Source organism: Enterobacter sp. 04-C-12-SI-ECC, assembly GCF_047530715.1.
In the GTDB taxonomy this organism is placed as follows: domain Bacteria; phylum Pseudomonadota; class Gammaproteobacteria; order Enterobacterales; family Enterobacteriaceae; genus Enterobacter; species Enterobacter bugandensis.
Genome location: NZ_JBLKDI010000002.1, coordinates 546,055 through 563,670, shown reverse-complemented (window position 1 = coordinate 563,670; position 17,616 = coordinate 546,055). Strand labels below are relative to the sequence as shown.

The window sequence follows — 17,616 nt, the reverse complement described above, 5'->3', positions numbered from 1 at the left end:
CTGATAATCGGAGCGATGATGCGTAAGCTGGCGCAGGTGGCGTATGGCGTCCTGAAATCAGGACGCCCGTTCGATGCCACGTTGCATCAGGAAAATGCTTGCATGGCATAACAGTATCTACATATGGTGCCCGTAGGCCCGGTAAGCGCAGCGCCACCGGGCTAAAGATCCCCCAGCAAGTGCTCCACCAGCAGCGGAATCGGCCTTCCCGACGCCACGCTCCTGCCATTCTCGCGCCACAGCGCCGTGCCGCTGATGTCCAGATGCGCCCACGGGATCGTCTGCGGGCAAAAATGGTGCAGCAGCCACGCCGCCGACGCGCTGATTGCCGCATTGTTGGTTGGCGTGTTGCACAGATCGGCAATCGCGCTGTCGGTCTGCTTTTTCAGCCGCGCATCCAGCGGCAGGGACCACACTTCGTCACCGCTCCGTTTTCCCGCCTGCGTCAACGCGGCGCGCAGCGGTTCATCCTGCGTCATCAGCCCGCTCAGCTCATACCCCAGCGCTTTTACCACCGCACCGGTTAAGGTCGCCATATCAATGATATAGCGCGCCTGCGGATGGCGCTGGCTGGCCCAGGCGATGGCATCCGCCAGCACCAGTCGGCCTTCGGCATCGGTGTTGTTGATTTCAACCGTCATGCCGTTGCAGGCCGTTGCTACCGAGCCGGGCTGCATGGCGTCCGGGCCGATGGCGTTTTCCGCCAGCGCCAGCACGCCCATGATGCGTACGGGCAGCGCCAGCTCTGCTACGGTCAGCATCAGCCCCAGCACGTTGGCCGCACCGCACATGTCGTATTTCATGGTGTACATGCCTGCGCCTTCCTTCAGCCACAGGCCGCCGGTATCGAAGGTAATGCCTTTACCTACGTAGCAGCGCACCGGGCCGTCAGAAACGCCGTCGTAATGAATAGCCAGCAGACGTGGCGGGCAGGTCGCCCCTTTGCCGACGGCGTTCAGCAGCCCAAGACCCTGCTCAACAATAGCCTTTTCGTTCAGCACCTCGCAGCGCAGGGCAGGGTAGGCGGCACACAGTTTTTGCGCCTCTTCGACCATAAACTGCGGCGTACAGCGATCGGACGGTATATCCGCCAGGCGACGCGCCGCGACCATGCCGTGAGCGATGGCCTGCTGCTGGCGGAAAATTGTTTCCAGCTTTGCCTGCTGCTCAGGCAGGCAGAGGGCGGTGATGTGCTTAATACGAACGCACTCACTGGTTTTTTTCAGCTGTAAATCGCTCAGCCTGTGCGCCTGATTAAAGAGAAAACGCATCACCTGCGCCAGCACTACCTCGTCGATATCCGTCACGTCCAGCACGATATCTGCGCTGACGGGAGAGGCAAACAGCGGTCGCAGGGCGGCAAGCAGGCCTTCAGTGAGCGCGTCATGCCAGAGCGTATCCGGCAGCAGGGTGATGCGCGCAAAGGGCGCGCAGCCAAAGCGGGTGTCTGCGATGCCGTCAGAGTCACGCATTTCCGCAACAAGCGCGGTTTGCGGCAACTGCGCACAGGAGACGCGGGCGATTAAATGGCTTCGCGGCTTCGCGTCAGAAAGCGCGGTGATAAACTGATACGCGATCATCATGACTCCTCAATCGGTGCGCGGATCCGCGCGGCGTAGGCCTGCATCCACTCTTCGTCCACGGCGTGATAGTGCGTTTTCTCCCGCAGGCGCTCGGTACGAAAAACGGTGAGGGGCTGACGGGCCGTCGCCACCACAAACGAGAATGTTTTGATGTTAGTAGCGGCACCAAATTCGCCCCTGTTGTTCATGCACACCACGGAGAGATCGCCCACGCGACCGAAGCGCGACATCAGCTTGTCTTCCAGCTCGAACACCACGGAGTCTGCCGCCTGCTGCGGCGTCATACCCTGCGCCATGCGACGAACGATTTCGTAGCTCGTGCAGCCTTTCATCAGATCTTCACCGACGCCCGTAGCGGTGGCCGCGCCGGTTTCGCTGTCGCAGTAAAAGCCGGAGCCGATAATCGGCGAATCCCCAATGCGGCCGCGTTTTTTCATAAACAGGCCGCTGGTGGAGGTGGCAACGCTCATCGACCCCTGCTTATCGAGGCCGATAATGCCGACGGTGTCGTGTCCGTCGTACGGGCTTAAGCCTTTATCCAGCGTCTCGCGGCAGCGTTTGCGGTAGTGCTGCATAGCCCGTTCGGTGAGCATGCTTTTGTCGGCAAAGCCCTGACTTAGCGCCCATTCACGCGCGCCCTGGCCGACCAGCAGGCTGTTGTAGCGCTGGCGGCTGAGCGCGTGCGCCACGCGCACCGGGTTGGCGATATCCACCAGGTTCCCCACGGCACCGAACGCCAGCGTGTCGCCGTCCATGAATGCCGCGTCCAGCTCGACTTCGCCGTTTTCGGTCGGCAGCCCGCCGTAGCCGACGGATTTATAAAACGGAAAGTCTTCGACGGCGGCGACGGCATCAACCACCGCCGTAGCGACCGGTTTTCCCGCCGCCAGGGCAGACGCAGATTCCGTTACCCCTTCAAGCGCCATTCGCCAGGTTGCGATAATTCCCCACATGCTTTACTCCTGTTTTGCAAGGGTGGTGTCGGTTTGCGTAACGGTGGCAATTTCCGCCGCGCGGTACTGTTTGTCCACGATACGCATGAAAGGCAGGTACAGCATGGCGCCAATCAGCAGGTTGATCAGCTGCATCACGCTGCCGCTCAGGTGTCCGGTGACGATAAAACCGCTGATCACCGGCGGCAGCGTCCAGGGGATAAACACCCCGGTGGTGACGGCGACCGCGCCAATCTTCATCGCCGCATACTGCACGGTGACCAGCACCAGCGGCACCAGATTGAACGGAATAAGCATGATCGGGTTCATGATCACCGGCAGGCCAAACAGAATCGGCTCGTTGATGTTAAACACCGACGCCCCGGCGCCGAGGCGCGCCACTTCGCGCATGTTTTTACTGCGGGCGAAAATCAGCATCGCAATCACCAGCGACAGCGTAGCACCCGCGCCGCCCATCCAGATCATGTCAAAAAACTGTTCCGTGATAATGTGCGGCGGCGTCGTCCCCGCCTGGATCGCGGCGATGTTGTCGGTCTGGTTTTCCATCCACAGCGGACGAATGATGCCGTTAATCATCGAGCCGGAGTTAATGCCCACTGACCAGAGAATGGTGATGCTGAAGACGGTCATCAGCGCACCGAAATAGGAGGTGCCGTAGTGGCGCACCGGGGTAGCAACCACTTCATAAATAAACTGGTGGATGGTGTTGTAGTGAGTGTTTTCGAAGACGATGCGGATACCCAGCACCAGAATCATCACCAGCAGGGCGGGGATCAGCGCCGCGAACGACTCCTGCACCGCAGGAGGCACGCCGTCCGGCATTTTAATGACCAGATTTTTGCGCTTCAGCCAGCAGAACAGCTCCGTCCAGAGCAGCGAGCCGATCATCGCCACGAACAATCCTTTGCTGCCAATCCACTCCACCGGCATCACGGTAATACCGCCGTTTTCCGCCACCTTAATAAACGGCGTCAGGATCAGAAACGCGACCAGCGCCAGAATGCCGCAGGAGATGCGGTCCTCGCCGTAGTGTTCCGCCAGGCGGAAGGCGACCAGGAAGCTGATGAACAGCGACATGGTGGAGAACACCGCGTTGAATGGAATTTCAATAATCGCGCTCCAGCTCTCACCAAAGGCCTGAGACATAAACTGCTGATAGGCCTGGTTAGGGAAGGAAGAGATAACCAGCAGAATGGAGCCGACGATAATAAATGGCATGAATGACACGTAGGCACCGCGAATGGCCCCGAGATGACGCTGCTGGGCCGTTTTCGCCGCCAGGGGCATCAGTTTTGCTTCAAGAAATCCCAGAACATTGTTCATTGTGAACTCCGTACAAGATTGAGGGGTGTTGTTTATGTTATGTCTGTGGATTATCAGTGAAGCGCGGCGAGCGAAAGGTGAAACCGGTCACAAAGCAATCGCCTGTGTTATATAAATCTCACATGATTAGTTAACGGAATTGTTGCGATGGAAATTAAACTTCACGCCAATGCGACCACCACGCCGCGCATCCGCCGCTATCTGCAACAGTCAGATAAAAGCGACAGAGAGCTTGCTGTTGAGCTGGGGATCTCGGTCACGACCGTCAGGCGCTGGCGCAACCGCGACCAGGTTTCGGATAACCACACCACGCCAAAAGTGATACACAAAGCGTTGAGACAGGAGCAGGTGGCGCTGGTGAATGCGCTGCGCGACATCTCAGGGGCGCCGTTAGATGAACTGCTGCAGATGGTTAACGACGTGCTGGGGATCCGCGTTTCAAGGGCAACGCTGAATCGCTATCTCAAACCGGCCTCCGCGAAGCTAAAAGGGGGGCCGTTGAAGGGAATAAAAGCACTGAAGGCTGGCATGCGGCCGCATACGCTGATGCTCCATCATCTGCCTTTATCCCTGCACATGGACGATGGGGGTGAACAACACCTGCTCTGGGCGCGCGAACCAGTGAGCGGTTGGTGTTATGCCCGGCTCTATGCAGGACTGTCGCCCCAGTTGCTCAATACCTGGACGCGGGCGCTGCTTGATGACTGTCCGGCTGATATACAATCTATTGAGACTTTTGGTTTTGAGCTGACGGAGGCTGCAAAAGATGTGGCTGTAAAAACGCATCTCCAAAAACACAACGCGCTTCAGGTAGCGGTGCCATTAGGCGATGTTATTCCTCGCGTGAATGATGAACCGGCGGGAGAGGTGTTGATCGCGCTGTGCGAGTTTTATAACCGGGGCAAAACGCAGAAAAAGCTGGGAGAGAGTACGCCGCAGGCGTTTCTGGAAGCGCTGCGGCGTAGGGACTAGAGGATATCGAGCACATCTTCCGGCGGACGGCCAATGCGTGCCTTGCCGTTCGCCACCACAATCGGGCGCTCAATCAGCTTTGGATTGTCGACCATCGCCTGTACCAGCTCAGCCTCGGTGAGGCGGCTGTCATCCAGATTAAGCGATTTATACAGATCCTCTTTCTGACGCATCAGTTCGCGCGCGCTGCCCATCCCCAGCATGTTCAGCAGCTCGCGGATCGTCTGTGCGTCCGGCGGCGTCTCCAGATACAGCACCACTTCCGGGTCGATGCCGTTAGATTTCAGCAGGCTGAGGGTGTCGCGGCTCTTGGAGCAGCGAGGGTTATGGTAAATTTTTACCGCGTCTGTCATGACTTCTCCTTTATTACATCTTCTCGTACGGCTTAAAGCGTTGTTGCAGGCCGCGCAGCTGGTCGATACGCGCGTCGTAGCGGGCCTGCTGCAGGCTGCCGAGCTTCACCTGCGAGCTGGCGCTGCTGAGCAGGGAAATAGCCTGATCGAGACGGCCCGCCAGCGCCAGCCCTTCAGCACGCGCCGCCAGTTCCTGATCGCGGTTACCCAGTTGCCCCTGCGCCTGAGCGAGCAGCTCCCAGCCGTTCTGGTCGTCTTTATTGTTAAACGTGTAGCGGTTCAGAATGGTCACGGCCTGCGCAGGCTGACCGCCCTGCAAGTAAGCGTTCGCCAGGTTAAGCTGCAGCACCGGGTTGGTCCGTATGTCTTTCGCCCCTTTCAGGCGGTTAATCGCATCAGTGGCTTTCTTCTGCCCCAGATCGATGTCCGTCGAGAGATCGAGATACCACGGATTGTTCGGGTCGGCTGCCAGCAGCGGCTGCAGCGCTTTACGCGCCTCGTCGTATCTACTGGCTTCCATCGCCTGTAGCGCCTGACCATACTGCGCGGCATTTTTTTCCCGCACGTTGCCTTTCGCCAGGGTATCCAGCAGATCGCTGGTGAGCTGGTTACGTCCGGAGTTGTACATGCCGAGCGTTCTTACTTTCGCCATGTAGAAGTCCTGCGAAGACTGCACGACCACCGGGCGCATCTGGTTGGCACGGTTGCGTGCATCCGAGAGACGGCTTTCCGGCAGCGGGTGGGTGAGCAAAATTTCCGGCGGACGGGAAGAATACCGTGCCTGGTCGAGCAGTTTTTCCAGGAAGCTCGGCATGGCCTGCGGGTCAAAGCCGGAGCGCTGTAAAACCTGAATGCCGATGCGGTCAGCTTCCTGCTCGTTTTGCTGGGTGAAGCTGATCATCCCCTGACGCGTTCCCGCAAGCGTACCGGTCAGGGCCGCCATCCCGGCCTGCGGGCTGGCCATCGCCAGCAGAATAGAGCCCAGTGCGCCCACCCAGGTGAGCGGGGCGTTACGCTTCTGGTCTTCCATTGCACGCGCGAGGTGGCGCTGGGTAACGTGCGAAATTTCGTGCGCCATTACCGAAGCCAGCTGGCTTTCGTTGTCTGAGTAACGGAATAACGCCGAATGCAGCACCACGTTTCCGCCGAAGAAGGCGAAGGCGTTGATTTCGTCGTTATTAATCAAATAGAAGTGGAAGGGCGTTTTTACCGAATCGGCGTGCGCCACCAGGCGCATCCCCAGCCCGTTAATGTACTGCACCAGCAAAGGGTCGTTGATCAGCGGGGCGCTGCCGCGCAGCTGGCGCACATAGTAATCACCCATCTGCATCTCTTGCCCGATAGAGAGCGTGCTTCCTGCCGTGGTGCCCATGTCCGGCAATGAATCGGACGAGTCAGCGAAAGCGGGCAACACCTGACCGACCGTCACTGCGGCAATCAGTGTTGCAACCAGTGTTTTTCTCAACTGCCTGAACATAACCACTGTCCTGTATGTTGGAGGTGCTAATTTGACCGATGAACCGGCATATCGTTCATCTCTGCTGCCCTGCGAGTGTAGCCGTGTTACCGCATGAAGAAAATCCCATTCATCAGGCTTTTGCGGATTGTGACAGGGATACAAAAAGCGAAAGTCTTTTTTGTGACAGTTAGATACAATTCACCGTCTCACTCCCGCCAATCGATTCAGGGAAGGGTTGTATGCTCGAAATGTTAATGCAGTGGTATCGGCGTCGGTTCAGTGACCCGGAAGCCATTGCTTTGCTGGTTATTCTGGTTGCCGGGTTCGGTATTCTGTTCTTCTTCAGCGGCCTTCTCGCCCCTCTGCTGGTGGCGATTGTGCTCGCATACCTGCTGGAGTGGCCAACGGCGCGCCTGGAACATATCGGCTGTTCGCGCCGCTGGGCAACGAGTATCGTGCTGGTGCTGTTTGTCGGCATTCTGCTGCTGATGGCATTTGTGGTGATGCCGGTTGCCTGGCAGCAGGGGATCTACCTGATCCGCGATATGCCCGGCATGTTGAACAAGCTGTCTGATTTCGCCGCCACGCTGCCGCGTCGTTACCCCGCGCTGATGGATGCGGGGATCATAGATGCGATGGCCGAAAACATGCGCGCCCGCATCATGACGATGGGCGATTCGGTGGTGAAATACTCTCTGGCCTCGCTGGTGGGTCTGCTGACGCTGGCCGTCTATCTTGTGCTCGTGCCGCTAATGGTGTTCTTCCTGGTCAAGGACAAAGAGCAGATGCTGAACGCGGTACGCCGCGTGCTGCCGCGCAATCGCGGGCTGGCCGGGCAGGTCTGGCAGGAGATGAACCAGCAGATCACCAACTACATTCGCGGCAAGGTGCTGGAGATGATAGTCGTGGGGGTAGCCACCTGGATTGGCTTCCTGATCTTCGGCCTGAACTACTCGCTGCTGCTGGCGGTGCTGGTCGGGTTTTCGGTTCTGATCCCGTATATCGGCGCGTTTGTGGTGACCATTCCGGTGGTGGGCGTTGCGCTGTTCCAGTTTGGGCTGGGTACCGAGTTCTGGAGCTGCTTTGCGGTATACCTGATTATTCAGGGGCTGGACGGTAACCTGCTGGTGCCGGTGCTGTTCTCCGAGGCCGTGAACCTGCATCCGCTGGTGATTATCCTGTCGGTGGTGATTTTCGGCGGGCTGTGGGGGTTCTGGGGCGTGTTCTTTGCCATTCCGCTGGCGACGCTGATTAAAGCGGTGGTGCACGCGTGGCCGGATGTGCCTGCGGTGGAAGAGAAGTAGTTTCGCCGGGTGGCGCTGCGCTAACCCGGCCTACTTATTCTTGTAGGTCGGGTAAGGCGAAGCCGCCACCCGACACTCACTTTCAGGCGCTTTGTTTCAGCCAGTTCAACACCACGTCGTGGTGGTTGCTGGTTTTGAAGTCGTCAAACACATGTTCAACTTTACCGTCAGCGTCAATCAGGAAGCTGATGCGGTGAATGCCGTCGTAGGTTTTACCCATAAAGGTCTTTTCACCCCAGACGCCGAACTGCTCGCAGACCTGGTGGTCTTCGTCGGAAAGCAGCGTGAAGTTCAGCAGCTCTTTTTCCGCAAATCGTGACAGCTTTTCTGGTTTATCCGTGCTGATTCCCAGCACTTCCACGCCGACTTTCTTCAACTCGTCCATATTGTCGCGTAAGCCGCAGGCCTGTACGGTGCAGCCGGGGGTCATGGCTTTCGGGTAGAAATAGACCAGAACACGCTGTCCCTGGAAGTCGGTCAAATTTACTTGCTCACCGTCTTGATCCGGTAAGCTAAATTTCGGTGCGATGTCACCGGCTTTCAGTGGATTCATTACTCAACTCCATCCTGTTCGTGCTGCGAATAATTGACGACGCTTATACTGCCCTGCGCGTTTAATTCTGTACAGAGGGCTTTGAACGCTTGCTCGATATTTGACGCATCCTGCGAGGCAGGGCTGTGTGCGGTAATTTGAATAAAGAGCGTGGGAACGGTGCTTTCGTCGCCCGGCTGCGTGCGGGAGACGAGTTCGGCAATGTTCATCTGATGGCTGTCGAACAGCGCGGTAAAGCGCTCAATCAGATGCGGAGAATCAGGGACTTCAACCTGCACCCAGACGGTCGCGGGCATGGCCGGACGCGGGCGCGCGGTGGTGCGCTTCATGACGATCAGCAAATCCAGCTCCGCGCCTTTCAGCGGCAGGGTGGATTCAATAAGGGTAATGGCATTCCATGTTCCGGACAGCAGCATGATAAACGTGAACTCTTCGCCGAGCATCGCCAGGCGGCTGTCTTCGATGTTACAGCCGCAGCTGCTCACGTGACGGGTGATGGTGTTCACGATACCCGGCCTGTCGGCACCCAGCGCGGTGATAACCAGGTAATGTTGTGATGAGGTTGTCAAACCTGTTCTTCCTTTGCATGGTTAAGTCTTCATAAGGAAAGCATAAAAAAAACGTGCATACAACCGCCAGAGGGCCTCAGGTCGCTTGCTTTTATTACAGTTCCAAACGTACCATTGAGGCTCTTGTTCGCACAGAGGATGGCTCATGTTCACGGGAAGTATTGTCGCGCTTGTTACACCGATGGATGAAAAAGGTAATGTCTGCCGGTCCAGCATGAAAAAGCTGATTGATTACCATGTCGCCAATGGAACCTCGGCGATCGTTTCGGTAGGGACTACCGGTGAATCTGCAACGCTGAGCCACGAAGAGCACGGCGATGTGGTTATGCTGACCCTGGAACTGGCTGACGGACGTATTCCGGTCATTGCGGGGACAGGTGCTAATGCGACCGCAGAAGCGATCAGCCTGACCAAACGTTTTAACGACAGCGGCATCGTGGGCTGTCTGACGGTCACCCCTTACTACAACCGTCCTACTCAGGAAGGTTTGTTCCAGCACTTCAAAGCCATCGCTGAACATACTGACTTGCCACAAATTCTGTATAATGTGCCGTCCCGTACCGGTTGCGATATGCTGCCGGAAACCGTTGGTCGTCTCTCGGAAGTAAAAAATATTATCGGTATTAAAGAGGCGACAGGGAACTTAAGCCGCGTTCATCAGATCAAAGAGCTGGTTTCAGACGACTTTATCCTGTTGAGTGGTGATGATGCGACCTCGCTGGACTTTATGCAGCTTGGTGGTCATGGCGTGATCTCCGTAACGGCGAACGTTGCGGCGCGCGATATGGCTGAAATGTGCAAACTGGCCGCAGCCGGTCACTATAATGAAGCGCGTGTCATTAATCAGCGTCTGATGCCGTTGCACAATAAATTATTTGTCGAACCCAATCCGATCCCAGTGAAATGGGCGTGTAAGGAGTTGGGGCTTGTAGCATCCGATACGCTGCGTTTGCCAATGACACCGATTACCGACCACGGTCGCGACATCGTCAGGGCAGCGCTGAAGCATGCCGGTTTGCTGTAAAGTTTAGGGAGATTTGATGGCTTATTCAGTACAGAAGTCGCGCCTGGCGAAGGTTGCGAGTGTTTCGCTTGTTATGCTGCTCGCTGCCTGTAGTTCAGACTCGCGCTACAAGCGCCAGGTGAGCGGTGATGAATCCTATCTGGATGCGACCCCGCTTGCTGAACTTCATGCACCGGCTGGTATGATCCTGCCGATTCAAAACGGCGATTATAATATTCCCGTGACCAACGGCAGCGGCCTGGTTGGTAAAGCGCTTGATATTCGTCCGCCAGCACAGCCTCTGGCGCTGGTAAGCGGGGCGCGTACCCAGTTCACCGGTGATACGGCGTCTCTGCTGGTTGAAAGCGCGCGCGGAAGCAATCTGTGGCCACAGGTCGTCAGCGTTATTCAGGCGAAGAATTACACCATTGATAAGCGCGATGACGCCAGCCAGACGTTAACCACCGACTGGATCGAGTGGAACCGTCTTGATGAAGATCAGCAGTACCGTGGACGCTATCAGGTCTCCGTGAAACCACAGGGTTACCAGCAGGCAGTTAACGTTAAGCTGTTGAACCTGGAGCAGGCGGGTAAACCGGTTGCGGATGCCGCCTCTATGCAGCGTTACAGCACTGAAATGCTGAACGTGATCGCCGCAGGTCTGGATAAGACCGCTACCGATGCCGCGAACGCCGCGCAGAACCGTAACGGCGTCACTTACGACGTTCAGAGCGGCGCGGATGACACCGGCCTGCCAATGCTGGTGGTGCGTGCACCGTTTAACCAGACCTGGCAGCGCCTGCCAGCGACGCTGGAAAAAGTGGGCATGAAAGTGACCGACAGCACCCGTTCAACCGGCAGCATAACGGCGACCTATAAGCCGCTGTCCGACAGCGCGTGGCAGGAACTGGGCGCCAAAGATCCTCAGCTTTCCTCCGGTGATTACAAGATTCAGGTAGGTGACCTCGATAACCGCAGCAGCCTGCAGTTTATCGATCCAAAAGGTCACACGCTGACCCAGGCGCAGAACGATGCGCTGGTCGCTGTCTTCCAGGCAGCATTCAGCAAATAAATACGAGGGCGGGTTAATCCCGCCCTTTTTATTTTCGTGCTACGCAAACGTGTGCGTGGCATAATATACCCCGTTTTGAACGCAAATTATCACACCAGGAGTAATGAAGATGCAGAAGCAAGCTGAGTTGTATCGTGGCAAAGCGAAGACCGTATACAGCACGGAGAACCCGGATCTGTTGGTGCTCGAGTTCCGCAATGATACGTCAGCAGGGGATGGCGCCCGCATTGAGCAGTTCGATCGTAAAGGCATGGTGAACAACAAGTTCAACCACTTCATTATGACCAAACTGGCCGAAGCGGGTATCCCGACCCAGATGGAAGCGTTGCTGTCCGATACGGAATGTCTGGTGAAAAAACTGGATATGGTTCCGGTTGAGTGCGTGATTCGTAACCGTGCGGCAGGCTCCCTGGTGAAGCGTCTGGGCATTGAAGAAGGTATTGAGCTGAATCCACCGCTGTTCGACCTGTTCCTGAAAAACGATGCCATGCACGACCCAATGGTCAACGAATCCTACTGCGAAACCTTCGGCTGGGTGAGCAAAGAGAACCTGGCGCGCATGCAGGAACTGACCTACAAAGCCAACGACGTGCTGAAAAAGCTGTTTGATGACGCGGGCCTGATCCTCGTCGACTTCAAGCTGGAGTTTGGTCTGTTCAAAGGTGAAGTGGTGCTGGGCGACGAGTTCTCCCCGGACGGCAGCCGCCTGTGGGATAAAGAAACCCTGGATAAAATGGACAAAGACCGTTTCCGTCAGAGCCTGGGTGGCCTGATTGAAGCGTACGAGGCGGTAGCTCACCGTTTAGGCGTTAAGCTCGACTAAGTTCCTCAGTTGCCAAAGGATGTTCGCATCCTTTGGCGTCTTACCTTTGTTTCCTATGGTAATCTTGCCGTTAACCGCCTACGATCATAGCTATTATTAATGGAATAGTTCGAGGTGGTTATGCGCTGGCAAGGGCGTCGTGAAAGTGACAATGTAGAAGACAGACGCAGTGATGGTGGCGGTCCTTCAATGGGCGGGCCCGGCTTCCGCTTACCCAGCGGCAAGGGCGGTATCATCCTGCTGATTGTGGTGCTGGTCGCAGGTTACTACGGGGTCGACCTCACCGGTCTGATGACCGGTCAACCGCTGCAGCAGCAACAGTCTCAGCGCTCCATCAGCCCGAATGAAGATGAAGCGGCCAAATTTACCTCCGTTATTCTCGCCACAACTGAAGACACCTGGAGTCAGCAGTTCGAGAAGATGGGGCGCACCTACCAGCAGCCTAAGCTGGTGATGTACCGGGGCGCAACCCGCACCGGATGCGGTACCGGGCAATCTGTGATGGGGCCGTTCTACTGCCCGGCAGACGGCACCGTCTATATCGATCTCTCTTTTTACGATGACATGAAACGCAAGCTTGGCGCTGACGGTGATTTTGCTCAGGGCTACGTTATCGCGCATGAAGTCGGCCATCACGTGCAAAAGCTGCTGGGGATTGAGCCCAAAGTGCGCCAGCTGCAGCAGAACGCGTCTCAGGCCGAAGTGAACCGCCTTTCCGTCAAAATGGAACTGCAGGCGGACTGCTTCGCGGGCGTCTGGGGCCACAGTATGCAGCAGCAGGGCGTGCTGGAATCCGGGGATCTTGAAGAGGCATTAAACGCGGCTGAGGCCATCGGCGACGACCGTTTGCAGCAGCAGAGCCAGGGTCATGTCGTGCCGGACAGTTTCACTCACGGTACGTCACAGCAGCGCTACAGCTGGTTCAAGCGCGGCTTTGACAGCGGCGATCCGGCCCAGTGTAATACCTTTGGCAAAGCCATGTGATGGTGTCGTTTGAACATCTGACGCGCGAGCTTGAGCGTACCGGGCACCGCCGTCTGGTGGTGCTCACTGGCGATGAGCAATGGACGTTGAGCCAGGCGGCTGGCCTGCGTGATGCCTTGCCGGGAGACTGGCTGTGGCTGGAGGAGAATCCCTCAAAAGCCGTTAGCGGGATGCTGGGGCGCGAATACCTGCACGCCGTTTTTGATGCGCGTGCCGGGTTTGATGTTTCAGCCTTTGCCGCACTCAGCGGGACGCTGCGCGCCGGAAGCCTGCTGGTGCTGCTGGTGCCGCCTCTCGCTGACTGGGCCGACAAGCCCGACGGCGATTCCGTGCGCTGGAGCGACAGCGCAGAACCCATCGCCACCCCGCGCTTCGTTCACCATTTTTGCCGGACGCTTGCCGCCGATGCGGATGCGATCGTCTGGCAACAGCACCGTCCTCTCTCTCTTCCCGCTGCGCCGGATTCGCCCGCCTGGCAGCCAGCCAGCGGCGAGCCGCAGCGCGAGCAGGCGGAGATCCTCGACGCGCTTCTGACCATGCCTGAGGGCGTCGCTGCCGTGACGGCACCGCGGGGGCGCGGAAAGTCAGCCCTCGCGGGGATGCTGCTCAACAGCATTCAGGGGAGTGCGGTGGTCACTGCACCGGCCAAAGGGGCAACGGATGTCATTGCGCGCTTCGCTGGCGAGCATTTTCACTTTATGGCCCCGGATGCGCTGCTGGCCTCCACGACAGAAGCCGACTGGTTGATTGTTGATGAAGCCGCAGCCATCCCCGGCCCGCTGCTGGACAAGCTGGTGTCGCGCTTTCCCCGCGTGTTGCTGACCACCACGGTACAGGGTTATGAAGGCACGGGCAGGGGGTTTCTGCTCAAGTTCTGCGCCCGGTTCAGCGGGCTGCGGCGCTATACCTTAACCACCCCCATTCGCTGGGCGTTCGGGTGTCCGCTTGAGCGGATAGTGGCGAATACGCTGCTGTTTGACGACGCGCTTATTGACCGCAAACCGGAAGGTGACGTGCGTATACGGTTGCTGGAGCCGCGGATGTGGGAGAGCGACCCGGCGCGCGTGGCAAGCGTGTATGAACTGCTGTGTGCCGCGCACTACCGGACGTCCCCGCTCGATTTACGCCGTATGATGGACGCCCCCGGCCAGCACTTTGCGGTTGCACACGCGGGTGCGGATATGGCGGGCGCGCTCTGGCTGGTGGAAGAGGGGGGATTGCCCCCCGATCTGAGCCGCGCGGTGTGGGCGGGCTTTCGTCGTCCTCGCGGGAACCTTGTGGCGCAATCACTGGCGGCGCACGGCGGGTCGCCTCTTGCGGCGACGCTGAAGGGGCGGCGGATTAGCCGCATTGCGGTGCATCCCCACCGTCAACGGGAAGGTATCGGCCAGCGGCTTATTCGCAGCGCCAGCGGTGAAGATTATCTCTCGGTAAGTTTTGGCTATACCGACGAGCTGTGGCGTTTCTGGCGGCAGTGCGGCTTTGTGCTGGTGCGAATGGGCAGCCATCGGGAAGCCAGCAGCGGGTGCTACACGGCGATGGCCTTACTGCCGCATAGCGAGGCCGGGCACCGCCTGTGCGCGCAGGAGCACCAGCGCCTGTGTCGTGATATGCGCGTTCTTTCAGCCTGGAACGGCGAAAAGATCCCGGTGACCGATGCCTGGGAAGCTACCCTTAATAGTGACGACTGGCTGGAGTTGGCGGGATTTGCCTTTGCGCACCGGGCATTTTCAACCTCGGTTGCTGCCCTGACGCGGCTGGTGTTAGCTACAGACATGCCGCTTCCGGCGCTGCGCGGGAAAATAGAGGGTAAGACGGAGGAGAAGGGGCGAAAAGCGCTGCTGTCTAAACTGCGGAGTGAAACCGCGCAAGCGCTTGAGAGCCTTGATTATTCCCGCTGCCAGCAGCTGAAAGCCGACATTTTGCAATGGCAATTTTTTCAATGACTTCTTCAGTAAAGTGGCATGGTCATTACCCCGCAGAGGCGTAAAATCCTGCTCATCAATTAAGGAGACCGCCATGAAACACGACCATTTTGTTGTTCAAAGCCCTGACAAACCGGCTAAACAGTTACTGCTCCTGTTTCATGGCGTGGGCGATAATGCCGTCAATATGGGACAGATTGGCCGCTGGTTTGCGCCCGTTTTTCCGGAAGCATTGATCGTCAGCATCGGCGGCGTGGAGCCGTGCGGTCCAGACGGACGGCAGTGGTTCCCGGTTCAGGGAGTGACGGAGGAGAACCGTCAGGCGCGCATTGATGCGATCATGCCCACGTTTATCGACATCGTGCGCTACTGGCAGCAGCAGAGCGGCGTAGGCGCTGACGCAACGGCGCTGATTGGCTTCTCGCAGGGGTCAATCATGTCGCTGGAAAGCGTAAAAGCGCAGCCCGGTCTGGCTTCACGCGTCATCGCCTTTAACGGGCGTTATGCAACGCTACCGACAAGCGCGACCACGCAGACCACCATCCATCTCATTCACGGTGGTGAAGATCGGGTGATTGAGCTTTCGCATGCGGTAGCTGCCCAGGAAGCGCTGGTGCGCGAGGGCGGGGATGTGACGCTGGATATTGTTGACGATCTGGGCCACGCGATCGACGACCGCAGCATGCAGTTTGCGCTCGACCATCTGCGCTATACCGTGCCGAAGCACTACTTTGATGAAGCGCTCAGCGGCGGTAAGCCGAATGATGATGATATTGTTGAGTTTATGTGAGGTTATCCCCTCTCCACAGGAGAGGGGATACAGACCGATTACTTCTTCTGGTCTTTCTTCGGCCAGTCGTCGTCATCGTCCCACTTGTCGTTAAAATCACGGTGCGGCGGGAGATCCGGCTTATTCGCGAGAAACTTTTTGTGGTCAACGCGCTTAAGGTCTTTAATCACGTTCAGCAGTACGCCGACCAGAAACACCAGCACCAGAATCCACCAGTACTTTGCAAGCCAATCCATTCGCTATTCCTCTCTGAGCGCTCGTCAGGCGACGAGTTGCTCCATAATACGTTGATACATGCGGGCCAGCAGTTGTAAATCGGCTGCGTTCACACACTCGTTGATTTTGTGAATCGTCGCGTTAACCGGACCCAGTTCGACAACCTGTGCACCCATGCGGGCGATAAAGCGTCCGTCTGAGGTGCCGCCCGTCGTCAGCAGCTGCGGCTTAATTTCATTATAGTGCTCAATGGCGTTCACCACCGCATCCACCAGCTTGCCGCGCTGCGTCAGGAACGGCTGGCCGGAAAGCCACCAGTCAACGGTGTAGCGCAGGTTGTATTTTTCCAGCAGAGCGACAACGCGCGCTTTGATCGTCTCGTCGGTCAGTTCGGTACTGAAGCGGAAGTTGAACTGGACAAAGAAATCTCCCGGGATGACGTTGTTGCTGCCGGTTCCGGCCTTGACGTTGGCGATCTGCATGCTGGTCGGCGGGAAGAACTCGTTGCCTTTATCCCACTCGATGCCTACCAGTTCGTTCAGCATTGGCGCGGCACGGTGGACCGGGTTATCGGCCAGATGCGGGTAGGCCACGTGCCCCTGAACCCCATGTATGGTCAGGTTACAGGTCAGCGAGCCGCGGCGACCATTTTTGACGACATCACCCACCACTTCGGTACTGGAAGGCTCGCCGACCAGACAGTAGTCAAGACGTTCATTGCGCGCCATCAGCGCCTCAACGACCTTCACGGTACCGTTATGGGCGCTGGCTTCTTCATCGGAGGTGATCAAGAACGCGAGACGGTTTTTGTGGTTCGGATGCTGAGCCACAAAGCGCTCTGCCGCCACAACCATTGCCGCCAGCGAACCTTTCATGTCTGCCGCGCCGCGGCCGAAGAGCATGCCATCGCGGATGGTCGGCTCAAACGGCGGATTAATCCAGCGATCGGCGTCACCCGCGGGAACGACGTCAGTGTGCCCGGCAAAGGCCAGCGTTTCGCCCTGGCCACGCCACGCCCAGAAGTTCTGGGTGTCGCCAAAATCCATGCGCTCAACGGTAAAACCGATGGCGCGCAGGCGCTCAATCATTAATGCCTGACAACCTGCGTCGTCCGGGCTAAGGGAGGGACGGCGAATAAGCTGTTGAGTCAGCTCAATGACCGGGCATGACATACACTACACCTCTACGAAAAAGTCAGAATAAAGGGTTTCACTGAAACCCAGCAGCATAGGCTGACCTGGCTTGCAGAGCAATGGGCGTTTGATAATTGCCGGCATGTCGAGCATTAACTTTGCCGCGCTGTCGGCGTCAACGATGCTGGCGCGCACGGATTCGTCCAGCTTACGCCAGGTGGTGCCGCGGGTGTTCAGCAGCGCTTCCCATCCCAGTTCGTTAATGGCGGTATGCAGAAATTCTGCATCAAGCCCGTCGGCACGATAATCGTGGAAGCGGTACTCGACGTTATTAGTTTCCAGCCAGCGGCGTGCTTTTTTGATGGTGTCGCAATTTTTAATGCCGTACATCACAACCATGTTGAATCCTTTTGCTCTTATGGCGATTAAACGTTCAATAAATTCGAAGATATATCTTTAGGTGGAATATAACACACTCAAGAATGCTCTGGATTTACACTTCTTCTTAATTCAACTCACACTTGTACGCTGAATATACTTTCACCATTTAAGCATAGATGTCCACCGTGTTTAAATTCTGAATAAACTCAGCGCGTAAAAT

18 protein-coding genes are annotated in these 17,616 nt (G+C 57.3%); 8 read left to right on the top strand and 10 right to left on the bottom strand.

What is annotated here, in order from left to right:
* Positions 1-161: 161 nt before the first annotated feature.
* From ACMWL8_RS05875 to celB, 3 genes are read right to left on the bottom strand one after another with little or no spacing between them, the layout of a single operon-like run.
* Positions 162-1,580, bottom strand: a complete 1,419-nt coding sequence (locus ACMWL8_RS05875; protein WP_241277012.1) for a leucyl aminopeptidase family protein — start codon at positions 1,578-1,580, stop codon at positions 162-164.
* Complete coding sequence (locus ACMWL8_RS05870; protein ID WP_028014028.1) at positions 1,580-2,536, bottom strand: N(4)-(beta-N-acetylglucosaminyl)-L-asparaginase; 957 nt, start codon at positions 2,534-2,536, stop codon at positions 1,580-1,582. Before ACMWL8_RS05870 ends, ACMWL8_RS05875 begins: the two co-directional genes overlap by 1 nt.
* A 3-nt stretch (positions 2,537-2,539) precedes the next feature.
* Positions 2,540-3,859 (bottom strand): PTS cellobiose transporter subunit IIC, encoded by a 1,320-nt coding sequence (gene celB, locus ACMWL8_RS05865; protein ID WP_045261167.1) that lies wholly within the window; start codon positions 3,857-3,859, stop codon positions 2,540-2,542.
* 147 nt (positions 3,860-4,006) lie between these two features.
* Between celB and ACMWL8_RS05860 the strand changes: the two genes are divergently transcribed.
* Positions 4,007-4,831 carry a homeodomain-like domain protein gene (locus ACMWL8_RS05860; RefSeq protein ID WP_045261166.1) on the top strand — a complete coding sequence of 275 codons (825 nt, stop codon included), beginning with the start codon at positions 4,007-4,009 and terminating at the stop codon, positions 4,829-4,831.
* Here the strand turns inward: ACMWL8_RS05860 and arsC are convergent.
* Positions 4,828-5,184, bottom strand: a complete 357-nt coding sequence (gene arsC / locus ACMWL8_RS05855; RefSeq protein ID WP_045261165.1) for an arsenate reductase (glutaredoxin) — start codon at positions 5,182-5,184, stop codon at positions 4,828-4,830. The two genes, ACMWL8_RS05860 and arsC, sit on opposite strands and share 4 nt — an antisense overlap.
* Before the next feature lie 13 nt (positions 5,185-5,197).
* Complete coding sequence (gene bepA / locus ACMWL8_RS05850; protein WP_028014024.1) at positions 5,198-6,661, bottom strand: beta-barrel assembly-enhancing protease; 1,464 nt, start codon at positions 6,659-6,661, stop codon at positions 5,198-5,200.
* A 221-nt stretch (positions 6,662-6,882) separates the two neighbouring features.
* Here bepA and ACMWL8_RS05845 point away from each other — a divergent pair, with 221 nt between their 5' ends.
* The gene (locus ACMWL8_RS05845; protein WP_028014023.1) at positions 6,883-7,947 is read left to right on the top strand and encodes an AI-2E family transporter; all 1,065 of its coding nucleotides are present in this window, start codon (positions 6,883-6,885) and stop codon (positions 7,945-7,947) included.
* Between the two features lie 82 nt (positions 7,948-8,029).
* On the opposite strand, the gene bcp is transcribed toward ACMWL8_RS05845, so the two are convergent.
* Together bcp and ACMWL8_RS05835 are read right to left on the bottom strand one after the other, a co-directional pair.
* Positions 8,030-8,500: a thioredoxin-dependent thiol peroxidase gene (bcp, locus tag ACMWL8_RS05840; RefSeq protein WP_014171119.1), complete on the bottom strand. Its 471-nt coding sequence runs from the start codon at positions 8,498-8,500 to the stop codon at positions 8,030-8,032.
* Entirely contained in the window at positions 8,500-9,069 is a 570-nt protein-coding gene (locus ACMWL8_RS05835; RefSeq protein ID WP_028014022.1) for a glycine cleavage system transcriptional repressor, read from the bottom strand. Before ACMWL8_RS05835 ends, bcp begins: the two co-directional genes overlap by 1 nt.
* Positions 9,070-9,214: 145 nt before the next feature.
* On the opposite strand from ACMWL8_RS05835, the gene dapA reads away from it, so the two are divergent.
* The 6 genes from dapA (at position 9,215) to ypfH (ending at position 15,666) form a co-directional block, all read left to right on the top strand.
* A complete protein-coding gene (gene dapA / locus ACMWL8_RS05830; protein ID WP_028014021.1) occupies positions 9,215-10,093 on the top strand; it encodes a 4-hydroxy-tetrahydrodipicolinate synthase in 879 nt (292 codons plus the stop codon).
* Between the two features lie 16 nt (positions 10,094-10,109).
* Complete coding sequence (bamC, locus tag ACMWL8_RS05825) at positions 10,110-11,144, top strand: outer membrane protein assembly factor BamC (protein WP_045261164.1); 1,035 nt, start codon at positions 10,110-10,112, stop codon at positions 11,142-11,144.
* Between the two features lie 109 nt (positions 11,145-11,253).
* A complete protein-coding gene (gene purC / locus ACMWL8_RS05820; RefSeq protein WP_023332985.1) occupies positions 11,254-11,967 on the top strand; it encodes a phosphoribosylaminoimidazolesuccinocarboxamide synthase in 714 nt (237 codons plus the stop codon).
* A gap of 120 nt (positions 11,968-12,087) precedes the next feature.
* Positions 12,088-12,951 (top strand): neutral zinc metallopeptidase, encoded by an 864-nt coding sequence (locus tag ACMWL8_RS05815; protein WP_045261163.1) that lies wholly within the window; start codon positions 12,088-12,090, stop codon positions 12,949-12,951.
* Positions 12,951-14,897: a tRNA(Met) cytidine acetyltransferase TmcA gene (locus ACMWL8_RS05810; RefSeq protein ID WP_045261162.1), complete on the top strand. Its 1,947-nt coding sequence runs from the start codon at positions 12,951-12,953 to the stop codon at positions 14,895-14,897. The genes ACMWL8_RS05815 and ACMWL8_RS05810 overlap by 1 nt, the downstream gene beginning before the upstream one ends.
* A gap of 73 nt (positions 14,898-14,970) precedes the next feature.
* On the top strand, positions 14,971-15,666 hold the full coding sequence (ypfH, locus tag ACMWL8_RS05805) for an esterase (RefSeq protein ID WP_028014017.1): 696 nt from the start codon (positions 14,971-14,973) through the stop codon (positions 15,664-15,666).
* A gap of 38 nt (positions 15,667-15,704) precedes the next feature.
* Here the strand turns inward: ypfH and ACMWL8_RS05800 are convergent, their stop codons facing one another.
* From ACMWL8_RS05800 to ACMWL8_RS05790, 3 genes are read right to left on the bottom strand one after another with little or no spacing between them, the layout of a single operon-like run.
* Entirely contained in the window at positions 15,705-15,902 is a 198-nt protein-coding gene (locus tag ACMWL8_RS05800) for a YpfN family protein (RefSeq protein WP_013098222.1), read from the bottom strand.
* Between the two features lie 24 nt (positions 15,903-15,926).
* Complete coding sequence (gene dapE, locus ACMWL8_RS05795) at positions 15,927-17,054, bottom strand: succinyl-diaminopimelate desuccinylase (protein WP_028014016.1); 1,128 nt, start codon at positions 17,052-17,054, stop codon at positions 15,927-15,929.
* Positions 17,055-17,057: 3 nt separating this feature from the next.
* Positions 17,058-17,414: an ArsC family reductase gene (locus tag ACMWL8_RS05790; protein ID WP_045261161.1), complete on the bottom strand. Its 357-nt coding sequence runs from the start codon at positions 17,412-17,414 to the stop codon at positions 17,058-17,060.
* Positions 17,415-17,616: the final 202 nt, after the last annotated feature.

Coding starts and splice junctions, on each gene's coding strand:
- ACMWL8_RS05815 (WP_045261163.1), top strand. CDS start 12,088: ATGCGCTGGCAAGGGCGTCGTGAAAGTGACAATGTAGAAGACAGACGC.
- arsC (WP_045261165.1), bottom strand. CDS start 5,184: ATGACAGACGCGGTAAAAATTTACCATAACCCTCGCTGCTCCAAGAGC.
- bamC (WP_045261164.1), top strand. CDS start 10,110: ATGGCTTATTCAGTACAGAAGTCGCGCCTGGCGAAGGTTGCGAGTGTT.
- dapE (WP_028014016.1), bottom strand. CDS start 17,054: ATGTCATGCCCGGTCATTGAGCTGACTCAACAGCTTATTCGCCGTCCC.
- celB (WP_045261167.1), bottom strand. CDS start 3,859: ATGAACAATGTTCTGGGATTTCTTGAAGCAAAACTGATGCCCCTGGCG.
- dapA (WP_028014021.1), top strand. CDS start 9,215: ATGTTCACGGGAAGTATTGTCGCGCTTGTTACACCGATGGATGAAAAA.
- bepA (WP_028014024.1), bottom strand. CDS start 6,661: ATGTTCAGGCAGTTGAGAAAAACACTGGTTGCAACACTGATTGCCGCA.
- ACMWL8_RS05810 (WP_045261162.1), top strand. CDS start 12,951: ATGGTGTCGTTTGAACATCTGACGCGCGAGCTTGAGCGTACCGGGCAC.
- ACMWL8_RS05860 (WP_045261166.1), top strand. CDS start 4,007: ATGGAAATTAAACTTCACGCCAATGCGACCACCACGCCGCGCATCCGC.
- ypfH (WP_028014017.1), top strand. CDS start 14,971: ATGAAACACGACCATTTTGTTGTTCAAAGCCCTGACAAACCGGCTAAA.
- ACMWL8_RS05875 (WP_241277012.1), bottom strand. CDS start 1,580: ATGATCGCGTATCAGTTTATCACCGCGCTTTCTGACGCGAAGCCGCGA.
- ACMWL8_RS05790 (WP_045261161.1), bottom strand. CDS start 17,414: ATGGTTGTGATGTACGGCATTAAAAATTGCGACACCATCAAAAAAGCA.
- ACMWL8_RS05845 (WP_028014023.1), top strand. CDS start 6,883: ATGCTCGAAATGTTAATGCAGTGGTATCGGCGTCGGTTCAGTGACCCG.
- bcp (WP_014171119.1), bottom strand. CDS start 8,500: ATGAATCCACTGAAAGCCGGTGACATCGCACCGAAATTTAGCTTACCG.
- ACMWL8_RS05800 (WP_013098222.1), bottom strand. CDS start 15,902: ATGGATTGGCTTGCAAAGTACTGGTGGATTCTGGTGCTGGTGTTTCTG.
- purC (WP_023332985.1), top strand. CDS start 11,254: ATGCAGAAGCAAGCTGAGTTGTATCGTGGCAAAGCGAAGACCGTATAC.
- ACMWL8_RS05870 (WP_028014028.1), bottom strand. CDS start 2,536: ATGTGGGGAATTATCGCAACCTGGCGAATGGCGCTTGAAGGGGTAACG.